This is a genomic window from Duganella sp. Root336D2, assembly GCF_001425005.1.
In the GTDB taxonomy this organism is placed as follows: Bacteria; Pseudomonadota; Gammaproteobacteria; order Burkholderiales; family Burkholderiaceae_D; genus Rugamonas.
In genome coordinates this window covers 70,525-97,259 of sequence record NZ_LMDB01000038.1, presented here as the reverse complement: position 1 = coordinate 97,259, position 26,735 = coordinate 70,525, and the positions used below count along the sequence as shown (strand labels likewise).

General features: G+C 63.6%; 28 protein-coding genes. 10 read left to right on the top strand and 18 right to left on the bottom strand.

Annotation, left to right across the window (positions count from 1 at the left end; genetic code table 11):
• Positions 1–21 precede the first annotated feature (21 nt).
• The 9 genes from ASD07_RS26825 to ASD07_RS26785 form a co-directional block, all read right to left on the bottom strand.
• A complete protein-coding gene (locus tag ASD07_RS26825) occupies positions 22–483 on the bottom strand; it encodes an Lrp/AsnC family transcriptional regulator (protein WP_055937858.1) in 462 nt (153 codons plus the stop codon).
• On the bottom strand, positions 480–1,565 hold the full coding sequence (locus ASD07_RS26820) for an enoyl-CoA hydratase/isomerase family protein (protein WP_055937855.1): 1,086 nt from the start codon (positions 1,563–1,565) through the stop codon (positions 480–482). Before ASD07_RS26820 ends, ASD07_RS26825 begins: the two co-directional genes overlap by 4 nt.
• A 75-nt stretch (positions 1,566–1,640) precedes the next feature.
• A complete protein-coding gene (gene hpf / locus ASD07_RS26815; protein WP_055937852.1) occupies positions 1,641–2,000 on the bottom strand; it encodes a ribosome hibernation-promoting factor, HPF/YfiA family in 360 nt (119 codons plus the stop codon).
• Between the two features lie 72 nt (positions 2,001–2,072).
• Positions 2,073–3,572: an RNA polymerase factor sigma-54 gene (locus ASD07_RS26810; protein ID WP_055937849.1), complete on the bottom strand. Its 1,500-nt coding sequence runs from the start codon at positions 3,570–3,572 to the stop codon at positions 2,073–2,075.
• 8 nt (positions 3,573–3,580) lie between these two features.
• Positions 3,581–4,336, bottom strand: a complete 756-nt coding sequence (lptB, locus tag ASD07_RS26805) for an LPS export ABC transporter ATP-binding protein (protein WP_055937847.1) — start codon at positions 4,334–4,336, stop codon at positions 3,581–3,583.
• Between the two features lie 2 nt (positions 4,337–4,338).
• Positions 4,339–4,926: a lipopolysaccharide transport periplasmic protein LptA gene (gene lptA, locus ASD07_RS26800; protein WP_055937844.1), complete on the bottom strand. Its 588-nt coding sequence runs from the start codon at positions 4,924–4,926 to the stop codon at positions 4,339–4,341.
• 13 nt (positions 4,927–4,939) lie between these two features.
• A complete protein-coding gene (gene lptC, locus ASD07_RS26795; protein ID WP_055937841.1) occupies positions 4,940–5,539 on the bottom strand; it encodes an LPS export ABC transporter periplasmic protein LptC in 600 nt (199 codons plus the stop codon).
• A gap of 11 nt (positions 5,540–5,550) precedes the next feature.
• A complete protein-coding gene (locus ASD07_RS26790; RefSeq protein WP_055937838.1) occupies positions 5,551–6,087 on the bottom strand; it encodes an HAD family hydrolase in 537 nt (178 codons plus the stop codon).
• Positions 6,087–7,085 (bottom strand): SIS domain-containing protein, encoded by a 999-nt coding sequence (locus ASD07_RS26785; protein WP_200953862.1) that lies wholly within the window; start codon positions 7,083–7,085, stop codon positions 6,087–6,089. Before ASD07_RS26785 ends, ASD07_RS26790 begins: the two co-directional genes overlap by 1 nt.
• Before the next feature lie 82 nt (positions 7,086–7,167).
• On the opposite strand from ASD07_RS26785, the gene ASD07_RS26780 reads away from it, so the two are divergent.
• The gene (locus ASD07_RS26780) at positions 7,168–9,147 is read left to right on the top strand and encodes a cation:proton antiporter (protein ID WP_055937832.1); all 1,980 of its coding nucleotides are present in this window, start codon (positions 7,168–7,170) and stop codon (positions 9,145–9,147) included.
• A gap of 16 nt (positions 9,148–9,163) precedes the next feature.
• Here the strand turns inward: ASD07_RS26780 and ASD07_RS26775 are convergent, their stop codons facing one another.
• Genes ASD07_RS26775 through ASD07_RS26755 form a run of 5 tightly spaced genes read right to left on the bottom strand, consistent with a single transcriptional unit; the run spans position 9,164 to position 16,172 of the window.
• The gene (locus ASD07_RS26775) at positions 9,164–10,303 is read right to left on the bottom strand and encodes a diguanylate cyclase (RefSeq protein WP_055938544.1); all 1,140 of its coding nucleotides are present in this window, start codon (positions 10,301–10,303) and stop codon (positions 9,164–9,166) included.
• Between the two features lie 20 nt (positions 10,304–10,323).
• The gene (locus tag ASD07_RS26770) at positions 10,324–11,175 is read right to left on the bottom strand and encodes an MOSC domain-containing protein (RefSeq protein WP_055937829.1); all 852 of its coding nucleotides are present in this window, start codon (positions 11,173–11,175) and stop codon (positions 10,324–10,326) included.
• 58 nt (positions 11,176–11,233) lie between these two features.
• On the bottom strand, positions 11,234–12,643 hold the full coding sequence (locus ASD07_RS26765; protein WP_055937826.1) for an NYN domain-containing protein: 1,410 nt from the start codon (positions 12,641–12,643) through the stop codon (positions 11,234–11,236).
• Between the two features lie 11 nt (positions 12,644–12,654).
• Entirely contained in the window at positions 12,655–14,142 is a 1,488-nt protein-coding gene (locus tag ASD07_RS26760; RefSeq protein WP_055937823.1) for a hypothetical protein, read from the bottom strand.
• Complete coding sequence (locus ASD07_RS26755; RefSeq protein WP_055937820.1) at positions 14,139–16,172, bottom strand: hypothetical protein; 2,034 nt, start codon at positions 16,170–16,172, stop codon at positions 14,139–14,141. The genes ASD07_RS26760 and ASD07_RS26755 overlap by 4 nt, the downstream gene beginning before the upstream one ends.
• Before the next feature lie 47 nt (positions 16,173–16,219).
• On the opposite strand from ASD07_RS26755, the gene ASD07_RS26750 reads away from it, so the two are divergent.
• Both ASD07_RS26750 and ASD07_RS26745 read left to right on the top strand, forming a co-directional pair.
• A complete protein-coding gene (locus ASD07_RS26750; RefSeq protein WP_229207301.1) occupies positions 16,220–16,702 on the top strand; it encodes a nuclear transport factor 2 family protein in 483 nt (160 codons plus the stop codon).
• Between the two features lie 206 nt (positions 16,703–16,908).
• On the top strand, positions 16,909–17,463 hold the full coding sequence (locus ASD07_RS26745) for a hypothetical protein (RefSeq protein WP_055937817.1): 555 nt from the start codon (positions 16,909–16,911) through the stop codon (positions 17,461–17,463).
• 45 nt (positions 17,464–17,508) lie between these two features.
• Here the strand turns inward: ASD07_RS26745 and ychF are convergent, their stop codons facing one another.
• Entirely contained in the window at positions 17,509–18,600 is a 1,092-nt protein-coding gene (ychF, locus tag ASD07_RS26740) for a redox-regulated ATPase YchF (protein WP_055937814.1), read from the bottom strand.
• A 70-nt stretch (positions 18,601–18,670) separates the two neighbouring features.
• Here ychF and ASD07_RS26735 point away from each other — a divergent pair, with 70 nt between their 5' ends.
• The 3 genes from ASD07_RS26735 to ASD07_RS26725 all read left to right on the top strand — a co-directional run bounded on the left by ASD07_RS26735 (position 18,671) and on the right by ASD07_RS26725 (position 23,966).
• Positions 18,671–19,210 (top strand): DinB family protein, encoded by a 540-nt coding sequence (locus ASD07_RS26735; RefSeq protein WP_055937811.1) that lies wholly within the window; start codon positions 18,671–18,673, stop codon positions 19,208–19,210.
• A gap of 113 nt (positions 19,211–19,323) precedes the next feature.
• Positions 19,324–22,575 (top strand): DUF2339 domain-containing protein, encoded by a 3,252-nt coding sequence (locus ASD07_RS26730; RefSeq protein ID WP_055937808.1) that lies wholly within the window; start codon positions 19,324–19,326, stop codon positions 22,573–22,575.
• Complete coding sequence (locus ASD07_RS26725) at positions 22,572–23,966, top strand: DUF3999 family protein (RefSeq protein ID WP_055937805.1); 1,395 nt, start codon at positions 22,572–22,574, stop codon at positions 23,964–23,966. The genes ASD07_RS26730 and ASD07_RS26725 overlap by 4 nt, the downstream gene beginning before the upstream one ends.
• On the opposite strand, the gene pth is transcribed toward ASD07_RS26725, so the two are convergent.
• From pth to ASD07_RS26710, 3 genes are all read right to left on the bottom strand, one after another.
• Complete coding sequence (pth, locus tag ASD07_RS26720) at positions 23,963–24,547, bottom strand: aminoacyl-tRNA hydrolase (RefSeq protein ID WP_055937802.1); 585 nt, start codon at positions 24,545–24,547, stop codon at positions 23,963–23,965. The two genes, ASD07_RS26725 and pth, sit on opposite strands and share 4 nt — an antisense overlap.
• Positions 24,548–24,592: 45 nt before the next feature.
• On the bottom strand, positions 24,593–24,871 hold the full coding sequence (locus tag ASD07_RS26715; RefSeq protein WP_055937799.1) for a hypothetical protein: 279 nt from the start codon (positions 24,869–24,871) through the stop codon (positions 24,593–24,595).
• Between the two features lie 270 nt (positions 24,872–25,141).
• Positions 25,142–25,450 carry a DUF1272 domain-containing protein gene (locus ASD07_RS26710; RefSeq protein WP_055937796.1) on the bottom strand — a complete coding sequence of 103 codons (309 nt, stop codon included), beginning with the start codon at positions 25,448–25,450 and terminating at the stop codon, positions 25,142–25,144.
• A gap of 121 nt (positions 25,451–25,571) precedes the next feature.
• Here ASD07_RS26710 and ASD07_RS31190 point away from each other — a divergent pair, with 121 nt between their 5' ends.
• From ASD07_RS31190 to ASD07_RS26695, 4 genes are read left to right on the top strand one after another with little or no spacing between them, the layout of a single operon-like run.
• Complete coding sequence (locus ASD07_RS31190) at positions 25,572–25,724, top strand: hypothetical protein (protein ID WP_156398187.1); 153 nt, start codon at positions 25,572–25,574, stop codon at positions 25,722–25,724.
• Positions 25,725–25,729: 5 nt separating this feature from the next.
• Positions 25,730–26,032 carry a winged helix-turn-helix domain-containing protein gene (locus ASD07_RS26705; RefSeq protein WP_055937793.1) on the top strand — a complete coding sequence of 101 codons (303 nt, stop codon included), beginning with the start codon at positions 25,730–25,732 and terminating at the stop codon, positions 26,030–26,032.
• A gap of 4 nt (positions 26,033–26,036) precedes the next feature.
• Positions 26,037–26,294: a hypothetical protein gene (locus ASD07_RS26700; RefSeq protein WP_055937789.1), complete on the top strand. Its 258-nt coding sequence runs from the start codon at positions 26,037–26,039 to the stop codon at positions 26,292–26,294.
• The gene (locus tag ASD07_RS26695) at positions 26,294–26,734 is read left to right on the top strand and encodes a hypothetical protein (RefSeq protein ID WP_055937786.1); all 441 of its coding nucleotides are present in this window, start codon (positions 26,294–26,296) and stop codon (positions 26,732–26,734) included. Before ASD07_RS26700 ends, ASD07_RS26695 begins: the two co-directional genes overlap by 1 nt.
• The last annotated feature ends 1 nt before the right edge of the window (position 26,735 follow it).

Below are 26,735 nucleotides of genomic sequence, written 5' to 3'. Positions count from 1 at the left end.
AAGCCGGCCCTGCCCCAAAAATCAAAGCGTCAGCTTGGTCTCGAACTTCGAGCAGTTCATGGCGAACAGGCTCTTCACGTTGATGACATTGTGGTGGGAGGTGAAGACGCGGCGCGTGAAGGCGCTGTATTCCTCCATCGATTCCACCGTGACGATCAGGTGGAAGTCGAATTCGCCCGCCACCTCGTAGCAGGACATCACCTCGGGCTCGGAGCGCATGCGATGCTCGAACTGCTTGAGGATGTCGGTATTCTGCTTCTCCAGTTCGACCGACACGAACACCGTCAGCGGCCGCCCGGCCAATGCGCGGTCGACCAGCGCGACGGCCTTCACCAGCACGCCGTCGCTACGCAGCCTTTCGATGCGGCGCTGGCAGGTTGCGACCGATGAATGCACGCGCTCGGCGATCTCTCGCAGCGGCGTACTGGCATCCTCTTGCAGGATATTGAGGATGCTGCGGTCGATCCGGTCCAACTCCCTCATGCGAGATGCCGCAGGGGGTGCGCCCAGGCCGGCCAGCATGGCTCGAAAAAGCGCTCCACCATTGCGGGCGTAACTTCGGCCAGGGTCGCGGGATTCCACTTCGGCTGGTTGTCCTTGTCGATCACCAGCGCCCGCACGCCTTCGAAAATTTCGCCATGCTCGAAGTTGCGGCGCACCAGATTGCGTTCCATGCGCAAGCAGTCTGGCACCCCTAGCGCTGCACCGCGCTTCAGCAGTTCGTGGGTCACGCTCATCATCAGCGGCGAGCGCAGCTCCATTGCCTTCAGCGATTTCTGCGCGAATGGCGTACTGTCGCCGCGCAGCGATTGCATGATGGTCGGCACCGAGCCTGCCGAGAAATGCTTGTCGATCAAAGCGCGCTGCGCTTCCAGCTCGCTGTCGCCGGCGAAGGCGTTATGCGGGCCGGCATAAACGGCAATCGCGTCGCGCAGCGATTTGCCGGGCGTGGATTCGAGCAGCGCGGCCAGACCGGCCAGTTCCGTCTCCGGCACGAAGTAATCAGCCAGGTCGAGGTACAGCGCATCGGCAGCGCCGACCGTCAGGCCGGTGAGGCCCAGCCACATGCCAAGCTGCCCCGGCGCATGCGACAGGAAATGGCTGCCGCCTACATCCGGGAACAGGCCGATATTCACTTCCGGCATCGCCATCTTGGTGCGGCCGGTGACGATGCGCACGCCGCAGTCAGGCCCGCCCTGTGCGATGCCCATGCCGCCGCCCATCACCACACCGTCCATCAGCGCCACATATGGCTTGGGATAGAAATGGATTAAATGGTTTAGCGCATATTCTTCGGTGAAGAAGTCTTCCAGCAGTGCGCTGTCGCCTTGCGTGTTGGCGCGGCCGACGTCGTGGAAGAAGCGGACGTCGCCGCCCGCGCACAGCGCGCGCTCGCTGCTGCTGCGCAACACGACTGCCGCCACGGACGCATCGTCGCGCCACGCAAGCAGCGCCTGCGTCATCGCGCGCACCATGTCGAGGGACAGTGAATTGAGGGCCTTCGGGCGGTCCAGCGTGATAAAGCCGGTACCGTTGGAGAGATGGGTGTGGACGTGTTCGCTCATGCAAATATTTTAACGCACACTGGCCGCAAAAAAGGGCGCCAATTGCGCCCTTTGGTGTGCTACACGGCCGCTCCTTTACACGGCGGTGGGTGGTGCTTCGTACGTATCCGGGAAATGCTTGATGGCCGCATGATTGTGGTTCTGCACGCGGTCTTTGTATTTCATGACCTGGCGATCCAGTTTATCAATCAGGGTGTCGATGGCGGCGTAGAGGTCTTGCGACAGGCTTTCGACGTACACGGTTTTGCCAGACATGCGCAGGTTGATTTCCGCTTTCTGGCGCTTCTCTTTCTCGGTGAGGTTATCTACAGTCAGGATGACAGCAATATCAATTACTTGATCGAAATGGCGCTTGACGCGTTCCAGCTTGTTCTGCACGTACTCGCGGATGGCTGGGGTCACTTCGACATGATGTCCACTGATGGTGAGATTCATACACACTCCTAAAGATGATGTCGCTCTCGAGTTCGTGCACGCCGAAACGCACAGAGGAACCCATGCACTGCACTACAAAGATTTGCGGAGGCTTACCGGAGGGATTTTCAACGCTTCTCGATATTTGGCAACAGTCCGTCGCGCAATCACCATGCCTTGTTCTCCCAGCATGTCCGCAATCTTACTGTCGGATAAAGGATTTTTCGGGTCTTCTGCTCCTGTCAATTGCACGATCAGTGCCCGTATCGCTGTCGAAGAAGCTTCACCCCCAGCTTCGGTCGCGACGTGGCTACCAAAGAAATATTTCAACTCAAACATGCCATGTGGGGTGAGCATATATTTTTGAGTTGTTACGCGAGAAATAGTGCTCTCGTGTAGTCCCAGTGTATCAGCAATTTCACGCAACACAAGGGGTCTCATGGCCACTGCGCCATGACTGAAAAAGTTCTTTTGTCTTTCTACTATCGCTTCCGCAACGCGCAGGATCGTGTCGAAACGCTGGCGCATATTCTTGATCAGCCACTTGGCTTCCTGCAGCTGGCCATTCATCTGCGATTCGCTCTTGCCTTGCTTGAGCAGGTTGGCGTACAGCGCGTTCACGCGCAGGCGCGGCACCACGTCGTTATTCAGTGTGACCAGCCAGCCGCTGCGGCCCTTCTTCACGATCACGTCCGGCACCACGTAGTCGGACTCGCCAGACGCGAATTCGGCACCCGGATGCGGGTTGCACTGGCGGATCACGCACTGTGCTTCACGCAAGTCTTCGTCGTCGCAGTCGAGGGCTTTCTTCAGCTTGGTGAACTCGCGCTGGGCGAACCAGGTCAGGTGCTTCTCGACGATGGTCAGCGCCATGCGGCGCGTCACCAGCGGCACGCCGGGCATGCGCTTGATCTGCAGCGCCAGGCATTCGGAGGCATTGCGTGCCGCGACGCCGGCGGGGTCGAAACTTTGCAGCAGCACCAGGCTGCAGCGCAGGTCGTCCAGCTCGATTTCCAGTTCGGGCGGCAGGCGCTCGTGGATTTCTTCCAGCGCTTCTTCCAGGTAGCCGTTGTCGTCCAGCGCGTCGATGATCAGTTCCATCAGCGCGCGGTCGCGCGGCTCCTGCACGGTGACGCGCATCTGCTCCAGCAGGTGTTCACGCAGGGTGCAGCCGGAAGCTTCCAGCTGCGGGCGGCTGTCTTCGTCGTCGGCGGATTTGCTGCCGGAGCTGGAGCTCCAGTCGCCGTCGTCGCTGCCGTTGCCGGCATTTTCGCTGTCGCCGCCTTCATAACCTTCGCCGTCGGCAGCGGCAGCCGGGGCGTCGCCGCCCTCGCCTTGCCCGCCTTCAGGGGCGGGCGCGGCGGGCGCTTCGGTGCCATTGCCGTTGCCCTGGCTGATGGCGCCATCGGCCAGCAGGCGTACCGAGTGGTCGAGCGGATCGTCGAGGCGCTCCAGCATGGGATTGTCGCCAAGCAGCTGTTCCAACTCCTGGTGCAGCTCCAGCGTGGACAGCTGCAGCAGGCGGATGGATTGTTGCAGCTGCGGCGTCAGCGCCAGGTGTTGCGAGGTTCGCAGTTGCAGTGTTTGTTTCATGGCCTCGCTTACATGCGGAAGTGTTCGCCGAGGTAGACACGGCGTACGGATTCGTTGGCAATGATGTCGTCCGGGCGGCCCGAAGCCAGCACGGCGCCTTGGTTGATGATGTAGGCGCGGTCGCAAATGCCGAGGGTCTCCCGCACATTATGGTCTGTGATCAGGACGCCGATATTGCGCTCCTTCAGGAAACGCACAATACGTTGGATTTCGATCACGGCGATCGGGTCGACGCCGGCAAACGGCTCGTCCAGCAGCACGAAGCGCGGGTTGGTCGCCAGGGCGCGGGCAATTTCCACGCGGCGGCGCTCGCCACCGGACAGGGACAAGGCCGGGTTTTCGCGCAGCTTCTCGATCTGCAAGTCAGCCAGCAGCGCTTCCAGGCGCTGGTTGATCTCGGCCTTGGGCAGCGGCTTGCCGTCGACCTTCTGGATTTCCAGTACGGCACGGATATTTTCCTCCACCGTCATCTTGCGGAAAACCGAAGCTTCCTGCGGCAGGTAGGACAGGCCCAGCGTGGCGCGTTTGTGGATCGGCAGGCTCGATACGTCGGTGCCGCCGATATCGATGGTGCCGGCATCGGAGGCCACCAGGCCCACGATCATGTAGAACGACGTGGTCTTGCCGGCGCCATTAGGGCCGAGCAGCCCCACCACTTCGCCGCAATCGACTTGCAGCGAAACGTCGTGCACCACCTGGCGCTTGCCATAGGTTTTCTGGAGGCCGCGCACGACCAGCGTGCTGGCGCAGGTATTTGCTTGCATGCTTACTTCTTCTCCGCTGGCGGGGTGGTTGGCTGAGCCGCTGGCGGCGTTGCCGGCGGTTCGGTGCGGGTCGGCTGGATCACCATGGTGCCGCGGCCGCCGCCCGGCTTGCTCTCGCCGCTCGCGGTATTGCGCACGCTGAAGAACTCCTTGCGGCTGTCGTAGGAGATGAACTCGCCCTGCACTTCATCGTTCTGCTTGCCGCCTTCCAGGCGGCGGATGGTGGCCTTGTTGAACATCTTCACCAGCTCAACCTGTTCTTCGTATTCGATACGGTCGGCATCGCCTTCCACCCACTGGTCGCCGGCACCGTCGCGCTTCTGGCGGAAGGTGGCTTTCTTGCCGTCGCCGAACAGGGTCACCTGCTGGTAGCCTTCCGGCGTCTGCTTGACGTAGGCGCGCTCCGCCGTCATGGTCAGCGTGCCGCGCGTCAGCTTGACGCCGCCCAGCAGGATGGTGACCTGCTTGACGTCGTCGATATCCATCGAGCCATAGCTGATATTGGTCGGCTTGTAAGAGTCGGCTTTCTCGGCCAGCGCCGGAGCCGCGACTCCCAGCAGCAATGCTGCCGACAAGAGTAGTCGTTTCATAGTCATTCCTCAGTTATTGGTCTGCAGCCCTGGGGGGAAGCTGCAGCGTGCCATTGCCGGCCAGATGCATTTCGCGCGTCGCATTGTTGGCGCGCATGCTGTTGGCCGAGGCGGTGGTATTCCCCAGGCGCAGCTTCACCGGCTGGTCGGTTTCCATGCGGTCTTCGTCCGGGAAGATCACCAGCTTGTCCGATTCCAGGTGCAGCAGTTGCGCGTCCGGCGCGGCGGCGCGGTCGATGGTGACGTTGCCGTTCAGGGTGACGCGGCTGTTGGCGTCTTCCACGCGCGCCGTTTTTGCCACGATCTCCATTGGCGGCTTCCCGCCGGCCAGGCTGCGCACACGCGGGTTGTCGACCTCGGACGAATCGTCGATCGGGCGATGCGTCAGCTTGTCGCCGGCGATGATATAGCTCGGCTTGCCATCTTTCGACATGCGCACGAAAGAGAAGTTATGGATGATGTAGTCCGGCTCGTTCAAACGTTTATCGGCCTGCATCTGTTCGTCCGCACGGTTCAGCAACTCGAGCAGGTAGAAGCTGCCGAGCGCCGCCAGCAGCACGAAAATCATGCCGAGCGAAAGGCGGAAGCGGTGGGCGATCCTCTGGTTACGCATTGCCGGCTCCCTTACACCAGGAACTGCGCCATCACGCGGTCATAGCTGCCCGTTGCACGCAGCACGAATTCGCAGGCCTCGCGCACCGCGCCGCGGCCACCCGCAGCTTCGGTGATGTAGTGGGACCGCTGCTGCGCTTCCTGGCGGCCATTCGGCACGCTGACTGCGAAGCCTACGCGGCTCAACAGCGGCAAGTCGACCACGTCGTCGCCGATGAAGGCGACCTGTTCTTCGGCCAGGGCCAGTTCGGCCAACAGGGCCTTGAACGGTGTCAGTTTGTCGTGGCCGCCCTGGTGCACGTAATCGATGCCCAGGTCCTTGGCGCGCGCCAGCACGATCGGCGTGCGCCGCGCGCTGATGATTGCGGTCTTGATGCCGGCTTCCTGCAGCAGCTTGATGCCCAGGCCGTCGTGCACGTTGAAGGTTTTGACCATTTCACCGTCGGCGCCGTAGGTCAGGCTGCCATCGGTCAGCACGCCGTCCACGTCGAAGATGAAGAGGCGCACCTTGGCTGCGCGGGCCACGAGGTCTTCGCGTTTGAACGCCATCAGATCACCTTGGCGCGGGTCAGGTCGTGGATATGCAGCGCGCCAACCAGCGTGCCGTCGTGATCCACCACCAGCATCTGGTTGATGCGGAATTCTTCCATCACCGCCACCGCATCCACTGCCAGCTGGTCGGGGCCGATGCTGCGCGGGTTCAGGTGCATCACGTCCTTGATCACGACCTTGGTGAAGTCCTGCACCTTCTCGATCATGCGGCGCAGGTCGCCGTCGGTGAATACGCCGACCGGCTTGTTGCCGGCATCGACGATGGCGGTCATGCCCATGCCCTTCTGGGTGATTTCCAGCAGCGCGTCCGGCAGGCGCGTCTCCATGCCCACGGCCGGGATGGCGCCGTCCTTGCGCATCACGTCGCGCACATGCGTCAGCAGGCGGCGTCCCAATGCGCCACCAGGGTGGGAGCGGGCGAAATCTTCTTCCTTGAAGCCGCGCAGGTCGAGCAGGGCCACGGCAATCGCATCGCCCAGCGCCAGCGTGACGGTGGTGGAGGCGGTCGGCGCCAGGTTCATCGGGCAGGCTTCCTTGGCCACTGACACGTCCAGGTGCACGTCGGCCAGCTTGGCCAGGCTCGACTGGGGCTTGCCGGTCATGGCAATCACGTGGCCGCCCATGCGCTTGACCACGGGCAGGATGGCCATCAGCTCAGCCGCTTCGCCGGAATAGGAAATGGCAATTACCACGTCTTCCGGCGTCACCATGCCCAGGTCGCCGTGCGCGGCTTCGGCCGGATGCACGAACAGGGCCGGGGTGCCGGTGGACGCCAGCGTTGCTGCAATCTTGCGGCCGATATGGCCGGACTTGCCGATGCCCGACACCACGACGCGGCCCTTGCATTGCAGCAACAAGGACACAGCCTGGCCCACGGTCTCGTCGGTAGCCAGGCGCGCATTCAGCGCTGCCAGGGCGTCCGTTTCGATCTGCAGGGCCTCGCGCGCCAGTTCCAGCGCGCGTGTTGCGGTCTTGGCATCAAAAGATTTCAGCATTGTTTTTTCATGGGTTAAACTCATGCCCGAAGTATAGCCGAATTAGATAAGCAAAAAACTTGCCAGACAAAACAAACAACGGATGTTCTCCCCCCTTGAACTGACCCTCCTCCTCCTCGGCAGCGCCGTCCTCGGCGTCGTTGCCTTCCGCATGATGCACCTGCCGCCAATGCTGGGTTACCTGGCTGTCGGCATCCTGCTGGGCCCCCATGCCATGGGGCTGGCCGAGCAAAGCCATGCCACTGAATTGCTGGGTGAATTCGGGGTGGTGTTCCTGATGTTTTCGATCGGGCTGGAATTCTCCCTGCCCAAGCTGATGGCCATGCGCTCGATCGTATTCGGTCTCGGCATGGCTCAGGTGGGACTCACCATAGCCGCCACCATGCTGTTCGGCTGGCTCATCCATTTCCTGCTGCCGCCCTCGATCCAGCTCGGCTGGCAGGCTTCCTTTGCCTTGGGCGGCGCGCTGGCCATGTCCTCCACTGCCATCGTCGTCAAATTGCTCACGGAGCGGCTCGAGCTGGAGAGTGAGCACGGGCGCAAGATCATCGGCATCCTGCTGTTCCAGGACCTGGCGGTGGTGCCGCTGCTGATCCTGATCCCGGCCCTGGCGCAAAATCCGGCCGACTTGCCGAAGACGCTGGGCCTGGCCGGCCTGAAGGCGGCGGTGGTGCTGCTCCTGCTGCTGTTCGTTGGCCAGAAGGTGATGCGCAAGTGGTTCACCATCGTCGTGCTGCGCCGCTCGCAGGAGCTGTTCATGCTCAACCTGCTGTTGGTGACGCTGGGCGCGGCCTGGATCACCGAGCAGGCCGGCCTGTCGATGGCGCTGGGCGCATTCGTGGCCGGCATGCTGATTTCCGAGACCGAATACAAGCACCAGGTGGAAGAGGACATCAAGCCTTTCCGCGACGTGCTGCTTGGCCTGTTCTTCATCACCGTCGGCATGCTGCTCAATGCGCGCGTGGTGCTGGAAAACTGGTGGCTGGTGCTGGTACTGCTCACCGGGCCCGTACTGCTCAAGTTCGCCCTGATCGCCGGGCTGGCGCGCCTGTTCGGCGCCTCCACCTCGACTGCCATGCGCACCGGCCTGGCGCTGGCGCAGGCGGGCGAATTCGGCTTCGTGCTGCTGAATGTGGTGGGCGGCATGAAACTGGTCGATCCCTTCGTCGTGCAGGTGGTGCTGGCCTCGATGGTGCTGTCGATGCTGCTGGCGCCGTTCCTGATCGCGCAGTCGGACAGGATCGTCATGAAGTTCTCCGCCAACGAGTGGATGATGCAGTCGCTGAACCTGACCAATATTGCGGCGCGCACGATGTCGGCGCAAAAGCATGTGATCGTGGCGGGCTTTGGCCGTTCGGGCCAGTCGCTGGCTACGCTGCTGACCGAAGAAAAGATTCCTTACCAGGCGCTGGACCTGGACCCGATCCGGGTGCAGGAGGCACAGGCGGCCGGCGCCAATGTGTCGTACGGCGATGCGGCGCGGCGCGAGTCGCTGGTGGCAGCCGGCATCAAGCGCGCTTCGGCGGTAGTGATCACTTACGCCTCCACCCCTTCCGCGCTGCGGGTACTGCACCTGGTGCATGAACTGGCGCCGGAATTGCCGGTGATCGTACGCTCGCACGACGATACGGACCTGGACCGGTTGAAGGAAGCCGGCGCCGCCGAAGTGGTGCCGGAACTGATGGAAGGCTCGCTGATGCTGGCCTCCCATGCGCTGGTGATGCTGGGCGTGCCGTTGCGCCGGGTTGTGCACCGCGTGCAGCGGGCTCGCGAAGAGCGTTATGCCTCGCTGCGCGGCTACTTCCACGGCGCCAGCGACAGCGGCGAAGAGTTGGAAATGGTGCGCCTGCATTCGGTGTCGCTGGGCGAGCAGGCGTCGTGCATCGGCAAGTGCGTGAAGGACCTGGGGCTGGATGAAACCGGGGCCGAAATCTCCGCCATCCGCCGCGGCAAGGTGCGGCTGGAAGCGGACGCGGGCACCACGCTGGAGGCGGGTGACGTGGTGGTATTGCGCGGCACGGCAGAAGAGGTAGCGCGCGCCGAAAGCGATTTGCTGGCCTAGAACCGGTCACCCGCCGTCATGCAGCGTACCGGATCACCCGATTGCGCCCACCTTCCTTGGCCTGGTACAGCGCTTCGTCGGCCTGCTCAATCAATTGCGTCGCCTGCTCTTCCGGCGTAGAGCCGTCCGGCACCTGCGCCAGGCTGGACACGCCCACCGAGGCCGTGATCGACACCTTCACCCCGTGCGACAGCTCAATCATGCTGGCCGCAATACCGGCCCGGATCCGCTCGCCCACGTAGGTCGCACTCTCCAGGTCGGCATCGATCAGCAGCACCACAAACTCCTCGCCGCCAAAGCGCGCCAGCGCATCCGACAGCCGCAGCTCCGCCTTGATGCGGTTGGCCACCTCGCGCAGCACTTCATCGCCGCCGCCGTGGCCGACCGTGTCGTTGACGCGCTTGAAATGGTCGATGTCGATATACATGAACGACACCGGATACGACTGCCGGCGCGCACGCGCAATTTCTTCCAGCAGCCTGCGATCGACGTAGCGGCGGTTGAACACCCCGGTCAGTGCATCGGTCAGGCCCATGTACTTCAGCATTTCATTGGAGATCACGTTCTCCAGGCAGATGGCGATGATGGACGCCATGTGCTCGACGAAATCGGTGCCCAGGCTGGGCGAGAAGCGCGTCGGATCCAGGCTGCCCAGGTTCAGCGAGCCGATCAGCCGCTTGTTGCGCAGCAGCGGCACTATGCCCACGCTTTGCAGGCGCATGCCCGGCAGCGCGAACTGGCGGCCGTGCTTTTGGGCGTCGAACATGCCAAGGTAGGGCTTGGGCGCCAGGCCGGGATCGAGGTCGAAGGCCAGGCTTTCAACGTCCGGCACGAACAGCAGGTCGGGAAAATCGGCGAAATCGACACCCAGTTTTTCCATCACCGTGCGGATATCGTCACCCACGTCAACCAGGGCCAGGGTCACCGCATCCAGGTCGGAAATCACCGGCAGGGTGCGGAAAATGGTGCCAATCAGCTCGGGGAAGCTGGCCGCGCCAACAATCTCCAGGTCGAACGCCTGGTGGCGCGTCATGATCGAATGATTGCGTTCGGCCTGCTCGATCAGGTACGCAAGGCGGGCGCGCAGGGACTGGTTTTCCGCTGCCAGTTCCGCCTGGGTGGGCTGCTTGCCCGTGATTTTCTGCGTGATCTCCATCGCCCTGCCGATATTCACTACTAAAACGACAGTGTAACCTCGATTGGGTCGCCAACCGATAGTTTTATACCATCACCTGTTATTACGATTGCATTCATCCCGAAGCAGATGCCGCCGTCGACTTCCGGCTTGGCGCGGTAGCCTTGCAGGATATCCAGCGGATCGGGTCCGAATTCGCCGCTGGACTGGTCGACCGACGGCATCGGGCAACGGGCGCAGGGTTTGACCGGTTTCAGGGCAGCCCCGCCGATGCGGAATTCTTCCGTGTAGTCCTCTTCAAAGGCATCCAGGTCGCCCACCACCAGGTTGGGGCGGAAGCGGTTCATTGGCAAGGGCTGGCGGCCCTGCTGCTGCAGCTTGTCGTTGAGGTCTTGCAGCGAGCCGCTGCCGATGACCAGGAGCGGGTAGCCGTCCGAGAACAGGGTCGGGTGCTGCTCGCCATTGGTCCACTTGCCGCTGGTCAGGCGCCTGGCGTTGGCATGGAAGCGCGCCAGGCGGCATTCGATGCCGAGGAACTTGCTGAACCAGGTGGCGGTGGTTTCATCGCAATCATAGGCCAGCACATTGTCTTCCCAGACCTGCACCTGCAAGGCCGGCGCGGTCTCAGGATCGGGCAAGCCAAGCGGAATTTCCAGCTGCAGCATGCCGGGGGCGCGCAGCTCCATGGTTTCCGCCTTCAGGCGCGGCACGATCAGCGCCATGCGCGGATGCTCGCGCTGGGTCAGCGCCACACCGTTGGCGTCGACCAGCATCCACTCGCGGTCGTAGACTTGCTCGGTCATCAGGCCGGCGCGGGTCAGGGTCGCGTGCTTCAGCGACAAGCCGGCGCAGGACTTGATCGGGTAAAGGGAGAGTTCAGAGATGAAGGGCATAGTGCCCGTGAGTATGGCAGAAAAAGAAACGCCGCGCGGCGCGCGGCGTTGTATGGCGTTAAGCTTCCGTTTTCGGCTTCTTCGGCAGCTTGCTGCGCGCGGGCTGCTTGTGCATGCCCGGCTTCCTGGCCCGCTTTGGCGCTGCAGCCTTGGCTTCGTCCGGCGCATCCACTGCCGCCGCTTCAGCCACTACCGCAGTTTCCGCAGCCGCCGCCAGCACGGCTTCCGCCTGCTGCACCGCTTCCGCCGCTTCGGCCGCGACCTGCGCTACCTTGCTGCCGCGCGAGCTGGTTTTCCTGGCAGCCGGCTTTTTGGCTGCAGCACGGGTACGCTTGGCCGGTGCCGCTTCGGCAGGTGTTTCGGCTGGCGCTTCCACGATTGGCACAGCTTCTTCCACCACCGCCACGGCAGCGACTTCTGCATCTGCCGCCACGTCAACTGCAGCGGCAGGAGCGGCATCGCCCTCGCCACGGCGGCCACGGCCACCACGGTTGCCGCGGTTGCGGCGGCTATCGCGGCCTTCGCGTTCGCGGCGTGCTTCGCCGGCCTCGCCAGGAGCGGTGGATTCCTCGGCACCTTCCTGCGCCTCGGCATCCATAACGACACCGGAGTCCTGTTCGACCGGCGCATCCACAACAGGCAGCACAACCGGCTGGCTGCTACGGTACACGTACGCGCCCGACTTTTCGTCGCGGCCGAATTCCAGCAGGCCGCGCGCCTTCATTTCTTCCAGCAGGTTGCCGAAAGTACGGAAACCATAGTACGACTCGCTGAAGTCCGGCTTGCGGCGCTTGATCGCCTCCTTCAGCACGGAAGCCCAGATCTTGCCTTCCCCGCGTTCGGCTGCCAGCGCATCGAAGGTGGTGTAAGCGATTTCCACGCACTGGTTGCGGCGCTTTTCCATCTCTTCGCGGCGGCGCTTCTCTTCTTCTGCAGAGCGCTTTGGCTGCTGCTCGCGGTCATTGCGCGTTGCCTGGCGCTGGCGGCGCGATTCGCGCACCAGGTCGTCGTAGAAGATGAATTCGTCGCAGTTGGCCACCAGCAGGTCGGAAGTGGAATCCTTGACGCCGACGCCGATCACGCGCTTGGCGTTCTCGCGCAGCTTGGATACCAGCGGCGAGAAATCGGAGTCGCCCGAAATGATGACGAAGGTATTGACGTGGGCCTTGGTATAGCACAGGTCCAGCGCATCGACCACCATGCGGATGTCGGCCGAGTTCTTGCCGGACAGGCGCACGTGCGGAATTTCGATCAGCTCGAAATTGGCCTCATGCATCGGGCCCTTGAAAGCCTTGTAGCGGTCCCAGTCGCAATAAGCCTTCTTGACCACGATGCTGCCCTTCAGCAGCAGGCGCTCCAGGATAGGCTTGATGTCGAATTTCTCGTAATTGGCGTCGCGGACGCCCAGTGCGACGTTTTCGAAGTCGCAGAACAGTGCCATGCTGGCGTTATCGTTAGGTGAAGCCATAGTGTTGGTTGTTATTGGTTGCCTTGTTCAATCCGGCGATTATACAGGGCGGTAGCACGGCATATGCGCCAAGGATCCTGCCGAGCCACGTGAGGCTGTGCACAGGCCTGGACCAAGGCTGCCAGCACTGCATCGCGCCCCGCCCCTTGGCGCTGCAGGAAAGGCCGCAACCGTGCGATTTCGCGCAACGCCGCCGGATTGCCCTCTGCAGCCTCCTGGTACCGGCGCGCGACCGGCACGCTGCTGGCCAGGATCCGGCATTCGTCTTGCCCCATCTGCAGCCTGGCCAATGCAAAACCCAGCCAATACTGCCACGGCAGTTCACTGACCTGCAACTCGGCCAGCCTGCAGCCTGGCGCCGCAGCCGCCTGCGCTCCCAGCGCCTCCAGAGCCTGAGCCAGCCGCTCCGGCAGCACGCCACCCGGAGCAATTCGCGCCCACGGGTTGCGCTCCTGGAGTCGGTCAAGCTCCAGGCCGTCCTGACGGGCGTTGACCCACGCCCCCTGGCGCTGGAACACGGTCAGTTCCACCAGAATGGCCAGTTCACGTTCGAGTTCCCCGTCCGGCCAGGCGTCCGGCTGCTGCACCGTATTGGGCAGCTTGACCGACAAATAGATCGCCCGCAGCATGGCGCGCTCGCGCAGTGCACGCAGTTGGGACAATTCGTCCGGCGTGGCGTTGCCCGGGCGCTCTGCCAGCGCGGCGGGCAGGGCGAAGCGCTCGCCGGGTCCCGCCAGGCGCTGCAGGATACCGGGCAGTTGCGGCGCTTGCCGGTTCAGCGAGTGCAGCGCGTGCAGCAGGGACAAGCACGCATCCGGCCCGCCCACGGTGCATTGCCCCGACATCAGGAAGGCACTGAGCTTCTGTTCGAGGATGGCTGCGGACTGCTTGCCGCGCGCTGTAGCGGGCCGGCCCGGATAGCTCACGCTCACGTCGTCCACCTGCTGCAGCACGCATTGCCCGAAATCGAAGACGTTCGGTTCCTCCCACCCCGCGCCCTGCTCGACCGCCCAGAGCATCGGATCTTTGTGACGCACGTGCCAGGCCGGTGTAGCCAGGCAATGCTGCAAAGCGATCGCAGCGCCGGACTCGGGACTGTACTGCGGTTCGGAATGGAAGGAGCCGGCGCGATTAAGGTTGGCACGTTGGTCCCCGACCACCTTGTCGAACCCGCGATCCGGATACCAGGCAGCCCACCTGGCCTGGACATCCGACGGCTTGTCGAAGCGCATCAAGTCCCATTCGCCCGCCAGGTCGACCAGCAATGCCTTGGGCTCATGCTCCATGCCGACAAACTCGGGCATGCGCATCAGGCGCACCAGCTTGTCGCGGTCCAGCGATTGCCAGGCGCCGCCAGGGGCGTCTTCTTCACGCTTCTTGCGCCAGGCTTCCCGCTTGATCTCCGCCACTTCGCGCGCCGCCAGCGGCTGCGCATACGCTGTGCATCGCCCACCCAACAGCATGAGGCAGGCCAGTCCTGCAAACAATTCCCGGATCATCGCGGTAGCTCCACCAGTGCGTAGCGGTTCCAATCCCGTGCCACGGCGCGGCGGCCGCCGGCAGGAACCAGTGCCGTTGGCGCGAATTCCGTAGCGATGCGCCAGGTGCGCCAGCCACGCTGCCTGCTCCAGACCAAAGCCAGTTGCGACCGGTTGTTCGGCAGCAGGACAACGTCCCGTCCTACAGCCACCAGCTGCAACAGCGAAAAGGACTGCAGCGGCGGCGGCGGCAGGAGCTTCCAACGCGCCAGCGCTGCCCCTGCCACCTCGGCGCGCACGCGAGCGTCGGCCAGCGTCACCTTGAAAATGCTGCCGTCGGCCATGCGCACGGCGCGTCCGCCCGCCACATGTGGCTTCGGTCCCCGCTGCCAGCGGCCGCTGCGAGGGCTGAACAGATCACTCACCGGGTTCGGGGCGCCGGTCCCGGTCGTACCGCCCACGACCAGCAGGCGGCCATCCGTCGTTTCCAGCAGCGTCGCAGCAGTATGCGGCCGTGGCAGCGGTATGCGCCGCGCTACCGCGCCGGGACGCCAGCGCAGCAGATCAGCGCCGTCCAGCACTGCCAGCGTGCCGTGCCGGTCGAGCAGGAAATCGCCGCGCGGCCATTCCGATATCAGGGCGCCACCCTCCGTGCTTTCCAACTGGCCCGCGGCATAGCCCACTTCCAGTCCCGGCGCCGGCTCCCAACGGTCTTGCCTTGCGTCGTAACGGAAGGCTGGCGCCGGCATCGCCTCGCGGTACGTGCGCCGGCCGCCGAACGCCAGCAGGCTGCCGTCGGGCAGCGCGACGGCCGACAAGCTGCCAAGGGGCAGCGGCAGCGGCGCAATGGCTTGCGGCGTACCATCCGCTTCGCCCCCGACCGCTTCCGGACGATTGATCGGTTGCCCCGGATCCCCCCCATCCAGCAGATACAGCCTGCCACCTGGCGCCAGGACATCGGCGCCCGCGCCATGCGAGTACAGGAATTCGCCCGCTTTCGCACGGTGTAGCTGCTGCAGCAACACCACGCGGCCATGCTCGCGCAGGAAAGCCAGCACACGCCCTTTGCCGAGAGGTGCGAGGGCGGGATCCGGGCTATCTATAGCCGCTACGTCCTGGGAGCGGGTCCAGCGCAGGGTGGCGGGGTCCAGGAAATCGGCATATTTGTTGCTGGAGCCTCCAAGCGCCACCACCTCGTCGTCCGCGGCGAAACCGCTGACCAGCCGTGCACTGACGGGGGGCTTGCTGGTAAAGGCCTCCCATTGCTCGCGCTGTGGATCCCAGATATACGGGGTGTCGATCGCCGGTTCGCCCGCAGCGATGACAATACGGCCATCCGGCAAGTACTGGGGTTTGACCGCTTGCTTGCCATTGGCCAGCCCCTGCGGTGGATTGCGCATCTGCCAGCCGCAAAAGGCAATCTCAAAGCGTACCGGCGCGCTGCCGGCATCTGACTGGCCGATGCCATCGACGGGTCCCGTGACGCCTTTCGCTGCCAGCAGTTGGCGCAGCGCCGGTGCAGGTTCGTTAATGATGGTGGGAATACCCTGCCGCAGCGACACCAGCACCGCCCGCGTGCCGTGCGACGGGCTGCCCATGCAAGCCAAAACCGTGTCGCCGTCCAGCGGCACCAGCGCCGACGGGTAGCTCGCCGACGGCAGTACTAGCGGCGGCGAAAACGTTGCGGCCTTCTTGTTCCACCAGACCAGGCTCCTGACCGGATTGCCGTCATCGTCGTGCGCGCGGCCCTCCACCAGGACTCCGTCGCCCAGCGGGGTCCAGTCGCCGCCGATAGCCGTGTGCAGGGGCCAACCCGCCGGCTCGCCAAAACTGTTCATTTCGGCGTCCCAAACGAGTTTTCCGCTGCGCGTCGAAACCAGGAAGCGCCCTGCTCCAAGGGGGACAAAATGCGGGTTCAGCTTGTTTGGCCAGTCGATAGTGGCATAGGCGTTCCCGGGCGGGGACGCATGGGCCGCAGCGGCAAGGAGCCACAGGAAGACAAGATAGTTGCGCATGGCGAACATGGTGCCACGCAGGCATGTCCAGATCAATCACCCACATGATGTAAGCTGCCGGTTTTCCTTTCCTGGAGCGCCTTGTGAAAAAACTCGCATTCGCCATAGCGGCCCTGCTCATCATGCTTGGCGCAAGCGCTGCCCCAGCCGATGCCGAATTCCGCCAGCAGGTCAACGCCTTCGTCGACAGCTGGCACGACGACGCTGCCAACACCCGCCCTGACTACTGGGACAAGTTCACGCCGGACGCCGTGTTCATCGGCACCGACAAAAGCGAAGTATGGAGCTACAAGGAATTCAAAGCCTGGGCCAAGCGCTTCTGGGACCGCAAGAAGGCGTGGACCTTCACCGCGCAAAAGCGCAATGTCTACTTCTCGCCCGATAAGAAATATGTGTGGTTCGACGAACAGCTCAACACGCAGATGGGCACATGCCAGGCCAGCGGAGTGCTGGTCAACACCGGGAAGGGATTCAAGATCGAGCACTACCAGCTGTCGCTGGCAGTGCCCAATCCGCTCATGGACAGCTTCACCAAGGCAATCCGCGAGCATGAATCCCGGCAATAGCAGCGCCATAAGGGCTTACCCTTATTCCCCAGAACAAATACGCGTTGTGTTTCAGTTATACTCCGCTGCTTTTATTACAACTAGACACACGGGGGAAGGTAATGCTTTTGATCTGGGGAAAACGCCCATACGGCGCGACGCAGAAAGTGGGGACAGTAAGCAAGCAGACGATATTCGGGCACCTATGGTATTTGCCGCTTTTCCCGATGACCAGCTATTTCATCAACAGCAAGGACAAGCGCGCATTCGAACTGAACCGTCTGAGCAAGCGCTCCATACTGTACGGCTACGCGCGTGTCTGGCTCGGCGTATTCTGCGCAGCCAACCTGGCCGCGCTGGCTGCGGTGGAAGACAAGCCGGCCGCAATTGCAGTTGCCATGTTGCCGGCCATTCTGCTTGCCAGCCTGATCGGCCTTACCTACTGGGTCGACAGCAAACAGTTCAAACCGCAACAACGCCTGCTGCGCGAGATGATGGGGCGCCACCTGGGCGTCGCGCTCGATCCGTTCGATTGCCTGGAGAACTTCAGTCCCGAGATCACTTCGGTAGCGCAGCGCTACAGCAGTACCACGCTGGAAGAATACTGGTACAAGCCAGTGCTGCGCGATTCCTTCGCCAGCCAGCCGCTGCGCGAATTGGCAATGCTGCGCGCGCGCTGCGACCAGCACGACAAGGTCCTGCAGCAGGAAGTATTCATGGCACTGGAAAAGCCGGCGCCGCACAGCGCACAGTCCGCCTCGTTCAATGGAACTAAGGCCTAGGCATTGCCGCCCCTGACGGGGCAGCAATCTTGAGGGGATGGTGGATCAGACGTTGAACAGGAAGTTCAGCACGTCGCCATCCTTGACCACGTATTCCTTGCCCTCAGCGCGCATCTTGCCCGCTTCCTTGGCGCCGGCTTCACCCTTGTAGGTGATGTAGTCGTCATAGGCGATGGTCTGGGCGCGGATGAAGCCGCGCTCGAAGTCGGTGTGGATCACGCCCGCAGCCTGCGGCGCGGTGTCGCCCACGTGGATGGTCCAGGCGCGCACTTCCTTCACGCCGGCGGTGAAGTAGGTTTGCAGGCCGAGCAGCTTGAAGCCGGCGCGGATCAGGCGGTCCAGGCCGGGTTCGGCCATGCCCATGTCGGCCAGGAAGGCTTCCTTGTCGGCGTCGTCCAGTTCGGCAATTTCCGCTTCGATGGCGGCACAGATAGCGACGATCGGCGCGTTCTGCGCTTCGGCATACTTGGTCAGCTGGTCCAGCAGCGGATTGTTGGTGAAACCGCTTTCGGAGACGTTGGCCACGTACATGGCCGGCTTGGCGGTAATCAGGCACAGCGGCTTGATCAGTTCCATTTTTTCGGCGTCCAGGCCCAGTGCGCGCACTGGCTTGGCTTCGTTCAGGTGCGGTACCAGTACCTCCAGCAGGGCCACCAGCTTGGCGGCATCCTTGTCGCCGGAGCGGGCTTTCTTCTGTTCGCGGTGGATGGCTTTTTCTACGGTGCCGAGGTCAGCCAGCGCCAGTTCGGTCTGGATCACTTCGATGTCGTCCAGCGGCGATACACGGCCCGATACGTGGATCACGTTGTCGTCTTCGAAGCAGCGCACCACGTTCACGATCGCGTCGGTTTCGCGGATGTGGGACAGGAACTGGTTGCCCAGGCCTTCGCCTTTGGAGGCACCCGCCACCAGGCCGGCGATGTCGACGAACTCAACGATCGCAGGCAGGATACGCTCCGGCTTGACGATTTCAGCCAGCTGTTTCAAGCGCGGATCAGGCACTTCCACCACGCCGACGTTCGGTTCGATGGTGCAGAACGGATAGTTCTCGGCCGCGATGCCAGCCTTGGTCAGTGCATTGAAGAGGGTGGACTTGCCAACGTTAGGCAGGCCGACGATGCCGCATTTGAGACTCATGGAAAACCTTTAAATGATATTGTTCTGCTACGGAATTTTCCGCAAATAGACCGAGATTGTACCCCAGATCATGTCGAGAACCGCCCATATCACCCTGCTGGCCCGCTACAACGATTGGATGAACAACAAGCTGTATGAGGCGGCGGCGACCCTGCCGGCGGAAGAGCTGGCGGCGGATCGCGGGGCGTTCTTTGGTTCGTTGCTGGCGACCCTCAACCATATCGCCGTAGCCGACACCATCTGGCTGAAGCGCATTGCCAGCCACCCGCGCTTTGCCGCCGCGCTGGCGCCGGTTGCAGCCCTGCCGGCGCCGGCTGCGCTGGACCAGCCGCTTTTCGATGCCCTCGGCGCCCTGCGCGAGCGCCGCATCTGGCTCGACCGCCTGATCCTGGATTGGAGCGCCGGCCTGGACGAGGCCGACCTGGATGCCGTCATCACCTACCGCCGCTTCAATGGCGAGGCCAATCACCGGCAGCTCGGGCTGCTGCTGCTGCATTTCTTCAACCATCAAACCCACCATCGCGGCCAGGCTACTACTTTGCTGTCCCAAGCGGGCGTGGATGTCGGCGTGACGGACTTGCTGGCGCTGGTCCCGGAAGCGGCGATGTAGGCAGGATCAGATCCTGATACGCCTGCGAACAAACGGCGATACGGGTATCACCGGCGCTTGCAATATTGTTACCGCTGGAAAATAATGCCATTAGAACAATGTAGGGAGCAATCATGGATTTGCTTTGGTTTATCGTACTGGCGCTCGTAGCGCGCTGGGCTTGGCTGGCCCGCCGCGATGCGCGCCAGGCACGCGAGCACGCCCTCCAGTTGCAGCGCGACTTTGCTGCACTGGAGATCACATTCGACAGCGTAATGCGCACTGCCGCCAGCAGGCAGGCTGCCGCCGCAACGGAGTCGCAAGGCGCGCCAGCACCTGCCGCTGCACCGGCTGCGCCGGCTGCACGCGCTGTGCCGGAGGCACCGGCCAAGCCCGCCGAGCGCGAGCCGCTGGTGGCGCGCGCCGTCGTGCCGCCGCAGACGGTGCCGCCAGCGCCGGCAGCGGCCGAAAAGCCCGTTCCGGCACTGGCGCCGGCAAGCACCGCAGCGACGCCCCAGCAAGCCGCTGCAAAGACCGCAGACGCTGCCGACCAGGCCTGGGCCACGGCGAAGGAAGCCGCGCCGGAAAGCGCCGCTCCCGCCCGCCCTGCGGCACGGCCAAGCCTGCCGCCAAAGGAACCGCCAGCCTGGTTCACCGCTGCCCGCAACTGGCTGTTTGAGGGCAACCTAGTCGCCAAAATCGGCCTGCTGATCCTCTTCATCGGCGTCAGCTTCCTGCTGAAATACGCCGCCGCCCGCGTCACGGTTCCCATCGAACTGCGCCTGGCCGGCATCGTGCTCGCCGATTTGGCCGCTCTGGCCTGGGCCTGGCGCATCCGCAACAGCAACCAGGGCGTCAGCCTGCCGCTGCAGGGCACCTGCATGGCCGTACTGATGCTGGTGGTGTTTGGCGCCTTCCGCATCTACCACCTGATCCCCGGCGGCCTGGCCTTCGCCATGCTGTTCCTGCTGACGTTTGGCACCTGCCTGCTGGCCGTGCTGCAGAATGCCCAATGGCTCGCCATTTTCGGCATTACCGGCGGTTTTGCGGCACCGATCCTGGCCTCCACCGGCCAAGGCAGCCATATCGGCTTKTTCAGCTATTACGCCCTGCTCAACGCCGGCGTCCTGGCCATCGCCCTCAAACGCTCCTGGCGCGCACTGAACCTGCTTGGCTTCGCGTTCACCTTCGCCATCGGCACCGCCTGGGGGGTGCTGCGCTATGAACCGCAGTTCTACCAGTCGGTGCAGGGCTTCCTTGCACTGTTCTTCCTGTACTACGTCGGCATCGCCGTCGCCTACGCCCACCTCGAGGCGCCCAAGCTGAAAAGCTATGTCGACGGCACGCTGGTATTCGGCACGCCGATGCTGGCGGCCAGCCTGCAATTCGGCCTGGTCAAAAGCTTTGCATTCGGCATGGCCTATTCCGCCCTCGCGCTCGGCCTGTTCTACGGCGTGCTGGCGATCACGCTGGCCCGCCGCCGCGCCACCTACGGCCTGCTGGTCGATGCTTTCACCGCGCTGGCCGTGGTCTTCGGCACGCTCGCCATCCCGATGGCGCTCGACGGCCGCTGGACTTCCGCTGCCTGGGCCCTGGAAGGCGCCGGCATCGTCTGGATCGGCCTGCGCCAGCGCCAGCCGCTGGCATGGGGCTTCGGCCTGCTGGTGCAGTTGGGCGCCTGGGTCAGCTTCATCGGCGCGGTTTCCGGCCTGGACCAGGAAGCGGCAATGCATTCCAACCTGTGGCTCGGCTTCCTGCTGCTGGCAATCAGCGCCTGCATCATGGCCATGCGCTTCCGCAATCATGCCAGCGATGAAGGCAGGCGCGGCCTGCAGCTGCTGGGCGCCTTGTTCCTCGCCGGTTCCGCCGTCTGGCTGGTGGGCGGGGCCTGGACCGAGGTCATCCTGCGCACCAGCGGCAAGCTGCAAGCGAACTTGCTGGTTGCCAGCGCACTTGGCGCCGCCGTCGTGATGGCCCTGATCGGGCGCCGCCTGGCCTGGCCGATGGCACGCGGACTGGCACTGGCAGCACAGCTGCTGGCCGGCCTGGTGCTGGCCGGCCTGCTGGCTTTGAACTGGCAAGTCGCACCGGTTTCGCCGGACCTGTTTGCCACGCCTTTCCTCGGCAGCGTCATGCTGCTGGCTGGCGCCGTGTTCAGTGCCTGGACCTTGAAGCGCTACGGCACGGAGTATCCGCCGTCCTGGTCGAATGCGGTGCTGGCGTATTCCGGCTTCTGGTGGCTGCTCGTGATCGTGCCAACCATCGCCAACTGGCTGCTGGCGCATTACCAGATCGCCACCAGCGGCAACTTTGATCCGCACAGTCCACTGCGTGCCAGCGCTTACAGCCTGGTGATCGTCCTCACCACGCCATTGTTCATCAAGCTGGCGCAACGCCTGTCCTGGCCGGCCCTGCGCGCCGCAGTACTGCCGGCGTGGCTGCTGTTCGGCATTACCACGCTCGGCATGCTGGGGGGCCTGTATAGCAGCATCAACGTGCCCGCCGGCGAAATATGGTTTGCCTACGCGGCATTGTGGTTGCTGTCCGAATGGCTGATGCGCGGCTCCGGGCTTGGCCAAGCGCCGCTGGCCTTGCTGCACACGCTGCGCAGCACCGGCCCCTGGCTGATGATCTGGCCGGTCGGCGCCTACTGGATTTCGCGCGCCCTGGAAGGCACCGGCGCCGATCCGGCCTGGGCCAACTTCCTGCCGGCCTGGCTGATGATGGGCGGCCTGGCCTGGGTCATGCGCCGTGTGCGCGCCAACGGCTGGCCGGTAAAACCGGTGGCAGGCTGGTACCGCGACGTGCTGCTGCCCCTGGGCTGCGGCTGGTCCCTGCTGCTGGTGGCGGTGTGGAACCTGACGCAAGACGGTGCGATGGCGCCGCTGCCCTACGTGCCGCTGGCCAACCCGCTTGACCTGACCAGCATCTTCGCCCTGCTGCTCGCCATTGCGGCTTACCGCCTGCTGCGGGACAGGCTCGCGCCATACCGCCCGCAGCTGCTGGCCGGCAGCGCGCTGGTCGCCTATGCCTGGTTCAATCTTGCGCTGCTGCGCACCGTCTCGCATTACGTCGGCGTGCCCTACCAGTTTGAGGACCTGTTTGCGTCGCAGTTCGTGCAGGCCATGCTGTCGCTGGTGTGGAGCGTGACCGCGCTGCTGCTGATGCGCTTCGCGACCCGCAAGCAGCAACGCAAGCTGTGGATTGCCGGTGCGGTGCTGCTCGGCGTCGTGGTGGCCAAGTTGTTCGTGGTCGACTTGTCCAATGTTGGTGGCGTTGAGCGTATCGTGTCCTTCCTTGGCGTCGGCGCGCTGATGGTCGGTATTGGCTACCTCGCCCCTTACCCGTCCGCCCGTGGCGGAGAAACTGAAAAGGAAGCTGCATGAACGCGCTGCTCCTGGCGGCTGCTGCCGCCACCACCGCGGCCAGCGATTTGCCGCAGGATTACACCCATGTGATGCCGCTGTCGATCAACGGCAAGCCAAGCGTGGTCCAGCTGCAGTTGCCGCGCGATGCTTACCTGAATGCGCGCTCGGCATCGCTCAACGACCTGCGCGTGTTCGATGCCCGTGGCACGCCGCAGCCGTTTACGCTGCGCCAGCCGGATGCGGTTCCCGGCACCAGCCACCGCGCCCTGCCGGTACGCACCTTTCCGCTGATGGCAGAACGCGCCGATGCTCCGCTGGCGGGGCTGGAGGTCAGCACAGCGACCGATGGCCGCGTACTCTCGGTGCGCCTGCCAGGGCACCAGGGCACGGCATCGGGCACCGGCCGCGCGCAGGAGCGCCTGGCCGGCTTGGTGCTTGACCTTCGGCAAGAGGGCAAGCAAGAGCCGCCAACAATCGATGCCCTGCATTTCACGCTGCCGCCCGGCCGCAACACATACACCGGCCAGGTATTGCTGGAAGCCAGCGACGACCTGAAACACTGGGATACCATTGGCGTCGCGGAATTGAGCTGGCTGGCCAATGCCAGCGCCGAAACCCTGGCCAACGACAAACTGGAATTCCCGGCCCGTCCGATGCGCTATGCGCGCCTGGGCTGGCGCAGCGGCGAGCCGCTTTCATTTGCCAGCATCAGCGCCCAGTCCCCGGTACACACGCCGGCGGCAGCGCCGGTCGAATCGCTGCTGCTGCAGGCGCAGCCGGGCCGTGACCCGCGCGACCTGCAATACAAGATGCCAGCCGGCGTCGCACCGCGACGCGTCGGGCTGCAGATCGACAGCGGCAATATGGTGCTGCCCGCGATGCTGGGCAATTACGTGGAGGTGCGCCGTACCGGCCAGTTCCGCTTCGAGCCTGCGATGAGCACCACGTTCTACCGCCTCGAAAAGGATGGCAAAGCGCGCTTGTCGGACGATATCACGGCTCCTGCCGGGATGGGCGAGCGCTGGGTGCTGCGCTTCGACCAGCCGCCACCGGTCAAGCCGGCGCTGCGTATCAGCTGGGTGCCGGCCACATTGGTGTTCGTTGCCGGCGGTACGCCGCCTTATACGCTTGCCGTCGGGCGCGATAAAGCACCGTGGGCGGCGCGCGATATCTCCGAGGTGGCGCCCGGCTTCACGCCGGCAGAATTACGCACTTTGGATCGCGCTACGGCAGGTGCGGCGCAAGAGCAGCTTGAAGCGCTGTCCAACGCAGCCAAACAGGCGAGCGCCGACAACAGCGCAGCCCAGAGCCGCCTCATGATCCTGTGGGGCGTGCTGGTGCTGGGCGTGGCGGTTGTGGCGGGAATGGTGTGGCGCCTGTTGCGGCAGGCGGGCGCCAGCAGCACTTAATTGGTGTGCAGCTCCATCGTCGCCTTGGTGAAGTCACCGGCGACGGCGGTGGGGATGATGCGCAGCGCTTTCTCGATCGCTTCTTCGATCAGCAGTTGCTCTTCGCGGCGCGGACGGTGCAGCACAAAGTCGGCCACCGGCTGGTTCAGGTTCAGGGTGCGCGGATGGCCGATGCCGATGCGCAGGCGCCAGTAGTCCTGGGTGCCGAGCGCGGCAGTGATGTCCTTCAAGCCATTGTGGCCGCCCGACGAACCGCCCTTCTTCAACTTTGCCGCGCCAGGCGGCAGGTCCAGTTCATCATGCACCACCAGTACTTCGTCCGGCTGGATCTTGTAGAAGCGCGCGATTGCGCCCACCGACTGGCCGGAGCGGTTCATATAGGTTTGCGGCTCGAGCAGCCAGAGCTGGTTGCCGCCGATGTTGGTCTTGGCCACCATGGCGTTATAGCCCGACTCGCGCTGCAGGCGCGCATTCGGCAGCGAATTGGCGAGATTGTCCACCAGCCAGAAGCCGGCATTGTGGCGGGTTTGTTCGTATTCGGCGCCGGGGTTGCCGAGGCCGACGATCAGGCGAATGGGCATGGTCTTGCGGTTGCGAGTGCAAAACCGCAGATTATACCCTTGCCCTTAGCCCAGGATCCCACGCGCAAGCAAGGCCACCTCGCCGAGCAGGATCATGGCCATCATGCCAAATCCCCAGCGGCTGATCCGGTCCACGTGGTTGCGCAAAGAGTCGATCTGGGCCTGTAGCGGCGCGATCGCTTTAGCGATCTCATCCCGCGTATAGATCTGCATCTCAAGACGCAGTTTGACGAAACCGTCATCGACGTATTGGCGCATGCGGGCGAATTGCGCGTCGGTGGATGCCTGCATGTTGGCGAGCTGTGCGTCAAAAGACGCCTGCATCCCGGCGAAACCGCGTCCATATGCTGTCTCAGCAAAGCTAAATCACAATGGACGGCATCCAAGGCGTTCTCCTGTACGGCGATCCGGTCATCCGGGGTCAACTGCTCCATGATGCGCTCCCGCTGTCGGCAGACCATCATTGTTTGTCATTTTCGCGCGCCGCACTTTGAGGCGGCGCACCGGAAGCCGGGGAACTATTCAGCCGCTGCGTGGTCAGGATTCCAGGTAGCGCGCCAGTAAAGCCACATCCCATCCCCGCCTGCAGGCGATTCAACGCTGGTTTGGCGCCCGCCCTTCCTGCGCAGCCACCAGCTTGGCGTGCTCCGCCAAGTCCACCGGCCGGTATTTGATCGTGCTGCTGGCCGGGTCGGCGCCCAGGAAGTTATTGCCTTTCCAGTTTCTGCGCGGGCGGATTGGCCGCGGCACAAAGCCCCCGCCGCAGTTCGGACAGACATTGGCCAGCAGCGCGTCGACGCAGTCGGCACAGAAGGTGCACTCATAGGTGCAGATGCGGGCGTCCAGCGCTTCCGGCGGCAGGGCCTTGTTGCAATGTTCGCAGCTTGGGCGCAATTCCAGCATGTCCGTATCCTCGTCAAGTTACAAAAAAATAATGCTACACGAATTTCTTTCTTGACACAGACTGCCACCTGTAAGATATTTATTACACGTGTCTTTAAATTTTAAACAGAAAGGACGTGCCATGAAATCCCAGAACACCCTGCTGGCCGAACAATGCGAGCGCCCGAAAAGCAAAGAGGAAGCTTTCGCCCAATGCATGCAAGCCGCACGCGGCGAAAAAGGCGCGATGGCGACCGAATCGGTCGCCTCCAACTGCCGCCTGCTGCTGAAGTGAGTGGAATGCAAAAACTGCTGCCAGTGCTCGAAGCGCTTGCCAATCCGCACCGCCTGCGCATCATCGCTGCATTGAAAACGGACGGCCGCAACTACGTCAGCCAGCTGGCACGCGACGTAGGTATCAGCCGCCCGTTACTGCACCTGCACCTTGCCAAGCTGGAGGCGGCCGGCCTGGTCACCAGTCAGCACGAATTATCGAGCGACGGCAAGGCGCTGAACTACTTCGAAGTGGCGGATTTCTGCCTGACGCTCGATCCCGCTGCGATCGTGGCAGCCGCCAAACATCTCAACCTGGAAGAGGAATAACCGTATGTCCGAGCATATCTACCTGCTGACCCTGGGCCTGCCGCTGGCCACCGTGCTGGTCGTCTTTGGGATGAAATACTGGTCCGCTGCACACAAGGCCGGCGCCGAAGCCGCCAGCGCCGAGGCATACCGCGCGCTGGCCGCCAAATCGGCTGCGGTCCTGGCCGAAAATGCCGGCGCGCTGGCTGCCATGCAAGCGACGCTGGCAAACATGGACGGCCGCCTGGCCGAAGTCGAAACCATGCTGAAAGAGGTGGGCTGATGCTGGCCCGCCTGTGGCAGCGCGATGCGCGGCATGAAGGCGTCATGCGCGTCAACATCTACTTGCTGCGCCTGCTCTACGCACTGATGTTCTTCATGCTGGGCCAGACGACCTGGACCGAAATCCTGACCCACCAGGGCCAGTGGGAACCAAACAAGGCGGTGGCCTGGACAGTGTGGACTGCGTTTGCCACCCTGGCCGGCCTGGGCCTGCTGCGGCCGGTGAAGATGCTGCCGATCATCCTGCTGGAAATTTTCTACAAGGTGATGTGGCTGGCGATCGTCGCCTACCCGCTCTGGTCGCGCGGAGAACTGGTCGGCTCGCCGGCGGAAAGCACGACCTATGCCTTCCTGGGCGTGCTGCTGGCCATCATTGCCGTGCCCTGGGGTTACATCGCCACGTCCTACTTCACCTGGCCATCCACAGCCAAGCCTGCCTGAA

Bases quoted from the DNA above. Each gene is read 5' to 3' on its own strand.
- ASD07_RS26825 (WP_055937858.1), bottom strand. From the start codon at position 483: ATGAGGGAGTTGGACCGGATCGACCGCAGCATCCTCAATATCCTGCAA.
- ASD07_RS26820 (WP_055937855.1), bottom strand. From the start codon at position 1,565: ATGAGCGAACACGTCCACACCCATCTCTCCAACGGTACCGGCTTTATC.
- hpf (WP_055937852.1), bottom strand. From the start codon at position 2,000: ATGAATCTCACCATCAGTGGACATCATGTCGAAGTGACCCCAGCCATC.
- ASD07_RS26810 (WP_055937849.1), bottom strand. From the start codon at position 3,572: ATGAAACAAACACTGCAACTGCGAACCTCGCAACACCTGGCGCTGACG.
- lptB (WP_055937847.1), bottom strand. From the start codon at position 4,336: ATGCAAGCAAATACCTGCGCCAGCACGCTGGTCGTGCGCGGCCTCCAG.
- lptA (WP_055937844.1), bottom strand. From the start codon at position 4,926: ATGAAACGACTACTCTTGTCGGCAGCATTGCTGCTGGGAGTCGCGGCT.
- lptC (WP_055937841.1), bottom strand. From the start codon at position 5,539: ATGCGTAACCAGAGGATCGCCCACCGCTTCCGCCTTTCGCTCGGCATG.
- ASD07_RS26790 (WP_055937838.1), bottom strand. From the start codon at position 6,087: ATGGCGTTCAAACGCGAAGACCTCGTGGCCCGCGCAGCCAAGGTGCGC.
- ASD07_RS26785 (WP_200953862.1), bottom strand. From the start codon at position 7,085: ATGCTGAAATCTTTTGATGCCAAGACCGCAACACGCGCGCTGGAACTG.
- ASD07_RS26780 (WP_055937832.1), top strand. From the start codon at position 7,168: ATGTTCTCCCCCCTTGAACTGACCCTCCTCCTCCTCGGCAGCGCCGTC.
- ASD07_RS26775 (WP_055938544.1), bottom strand. From the start codon at position 10,303: ATGGAGATCACGCAGAAAATCACGGGCAAGCAGCCCACCCAGGCGGAA.
- ASD07_RS26770 (WP_055937829.1), bottom strand. From the start codon at position 11,175: ATGCCCTTCATCTCTGAACTCTCCCTTTACCCGATCAAGTCCTGCGCC.
- ASD07_RS26765 (WP_055937826.1), bottom strand. From the start codon at position 12,643: ATGGCTTCACCTAACGATAACGCCAGCATGGCACTGTTCTGCGACTTC.
- ASD07_RS26760 (WP_055937823.1), bottom strand. From the start codon at position 14,142: ATGATCCGGGAATTGTTTGCAGGACTGGCCTGCCTCATGCTGTTGGGT.
- ASD07_RS26745 (WP_055937817.1), top strand. From the start codon at position 16,909: ATGACCAGCTATTTCATCAACAGCAAGGACAAGCGCGCATTCGAACTG.
- ychF (WP_055937814.1), bottom strand. From the start codon at position 18,600: ATGAGTCTCAAATGCGGCATCGTCGGCCTGCCTAACGTTGGCAAGTCC.
- ASD07_RS26735 (WP_055937811.1), top strand. From the start codon at position 18,671: ATGTCGAGAACCGCCCATATCACCCTGCTGGCCCGCTACAACGATTGG.
- ASD07_RS26725 (WP_055937805.1), top strand. From the start codon at position 22,572: ATGAACGCGCTGCTCCTGGCGGCTGCTGCCGCCACCACCGCGGCCAGC.
- pth (WP_055937802.1), bottom strand. From the start codon at position 24,547: ATGCCCATTCGCCTGATCGTCGGCCTCGGCAACCCCGGCGCCGAATAC.
- ASD07_RS26715 (WP_055937799.1), bottom strand. From the start codon at position 24,871: ATGCAGGCGTCTTTTGACGCACAGCTCGCCAACATGCAGGCATCCACC.
- ASD07_RS26710 (WP_055937796.1), bottom strand. From the start codon at position 25,450: ATGCTGGAATTGCGCCCAAGCTGCGAACATTGCAACAAGGCCCTGCCG.
- ASD07_RS31190 (WP_156398187.1), top strand. From the start codon at position 25,572: ATGAAATCCCAGAACACCCTGCTGGCCGAACAATGCGAGCGCCCGAAA.
- ASD07_RS26705 (WP_055937793.1), top strand. From the start codon at position 25,730: ATGCAAAAACTGCTGCCAGTGCTCGAAGCGCTTGCCAATCCGCACCGC.
- ASD07_RS26700 (WP_055937789.1), top strand. From the start codon at position 26,037: ATGTCCGAGCATATCTACCTGCTGACCCTGGGCCTGCCGCTGGCCACC.
- ASD07_RS26695 (WP_055937786.1), top strand. From the start codon at position 26,294: ATGCTGGCCCGCCTGTGGCAGCGCGATGCGCGGCATGAAGGCGTCATG.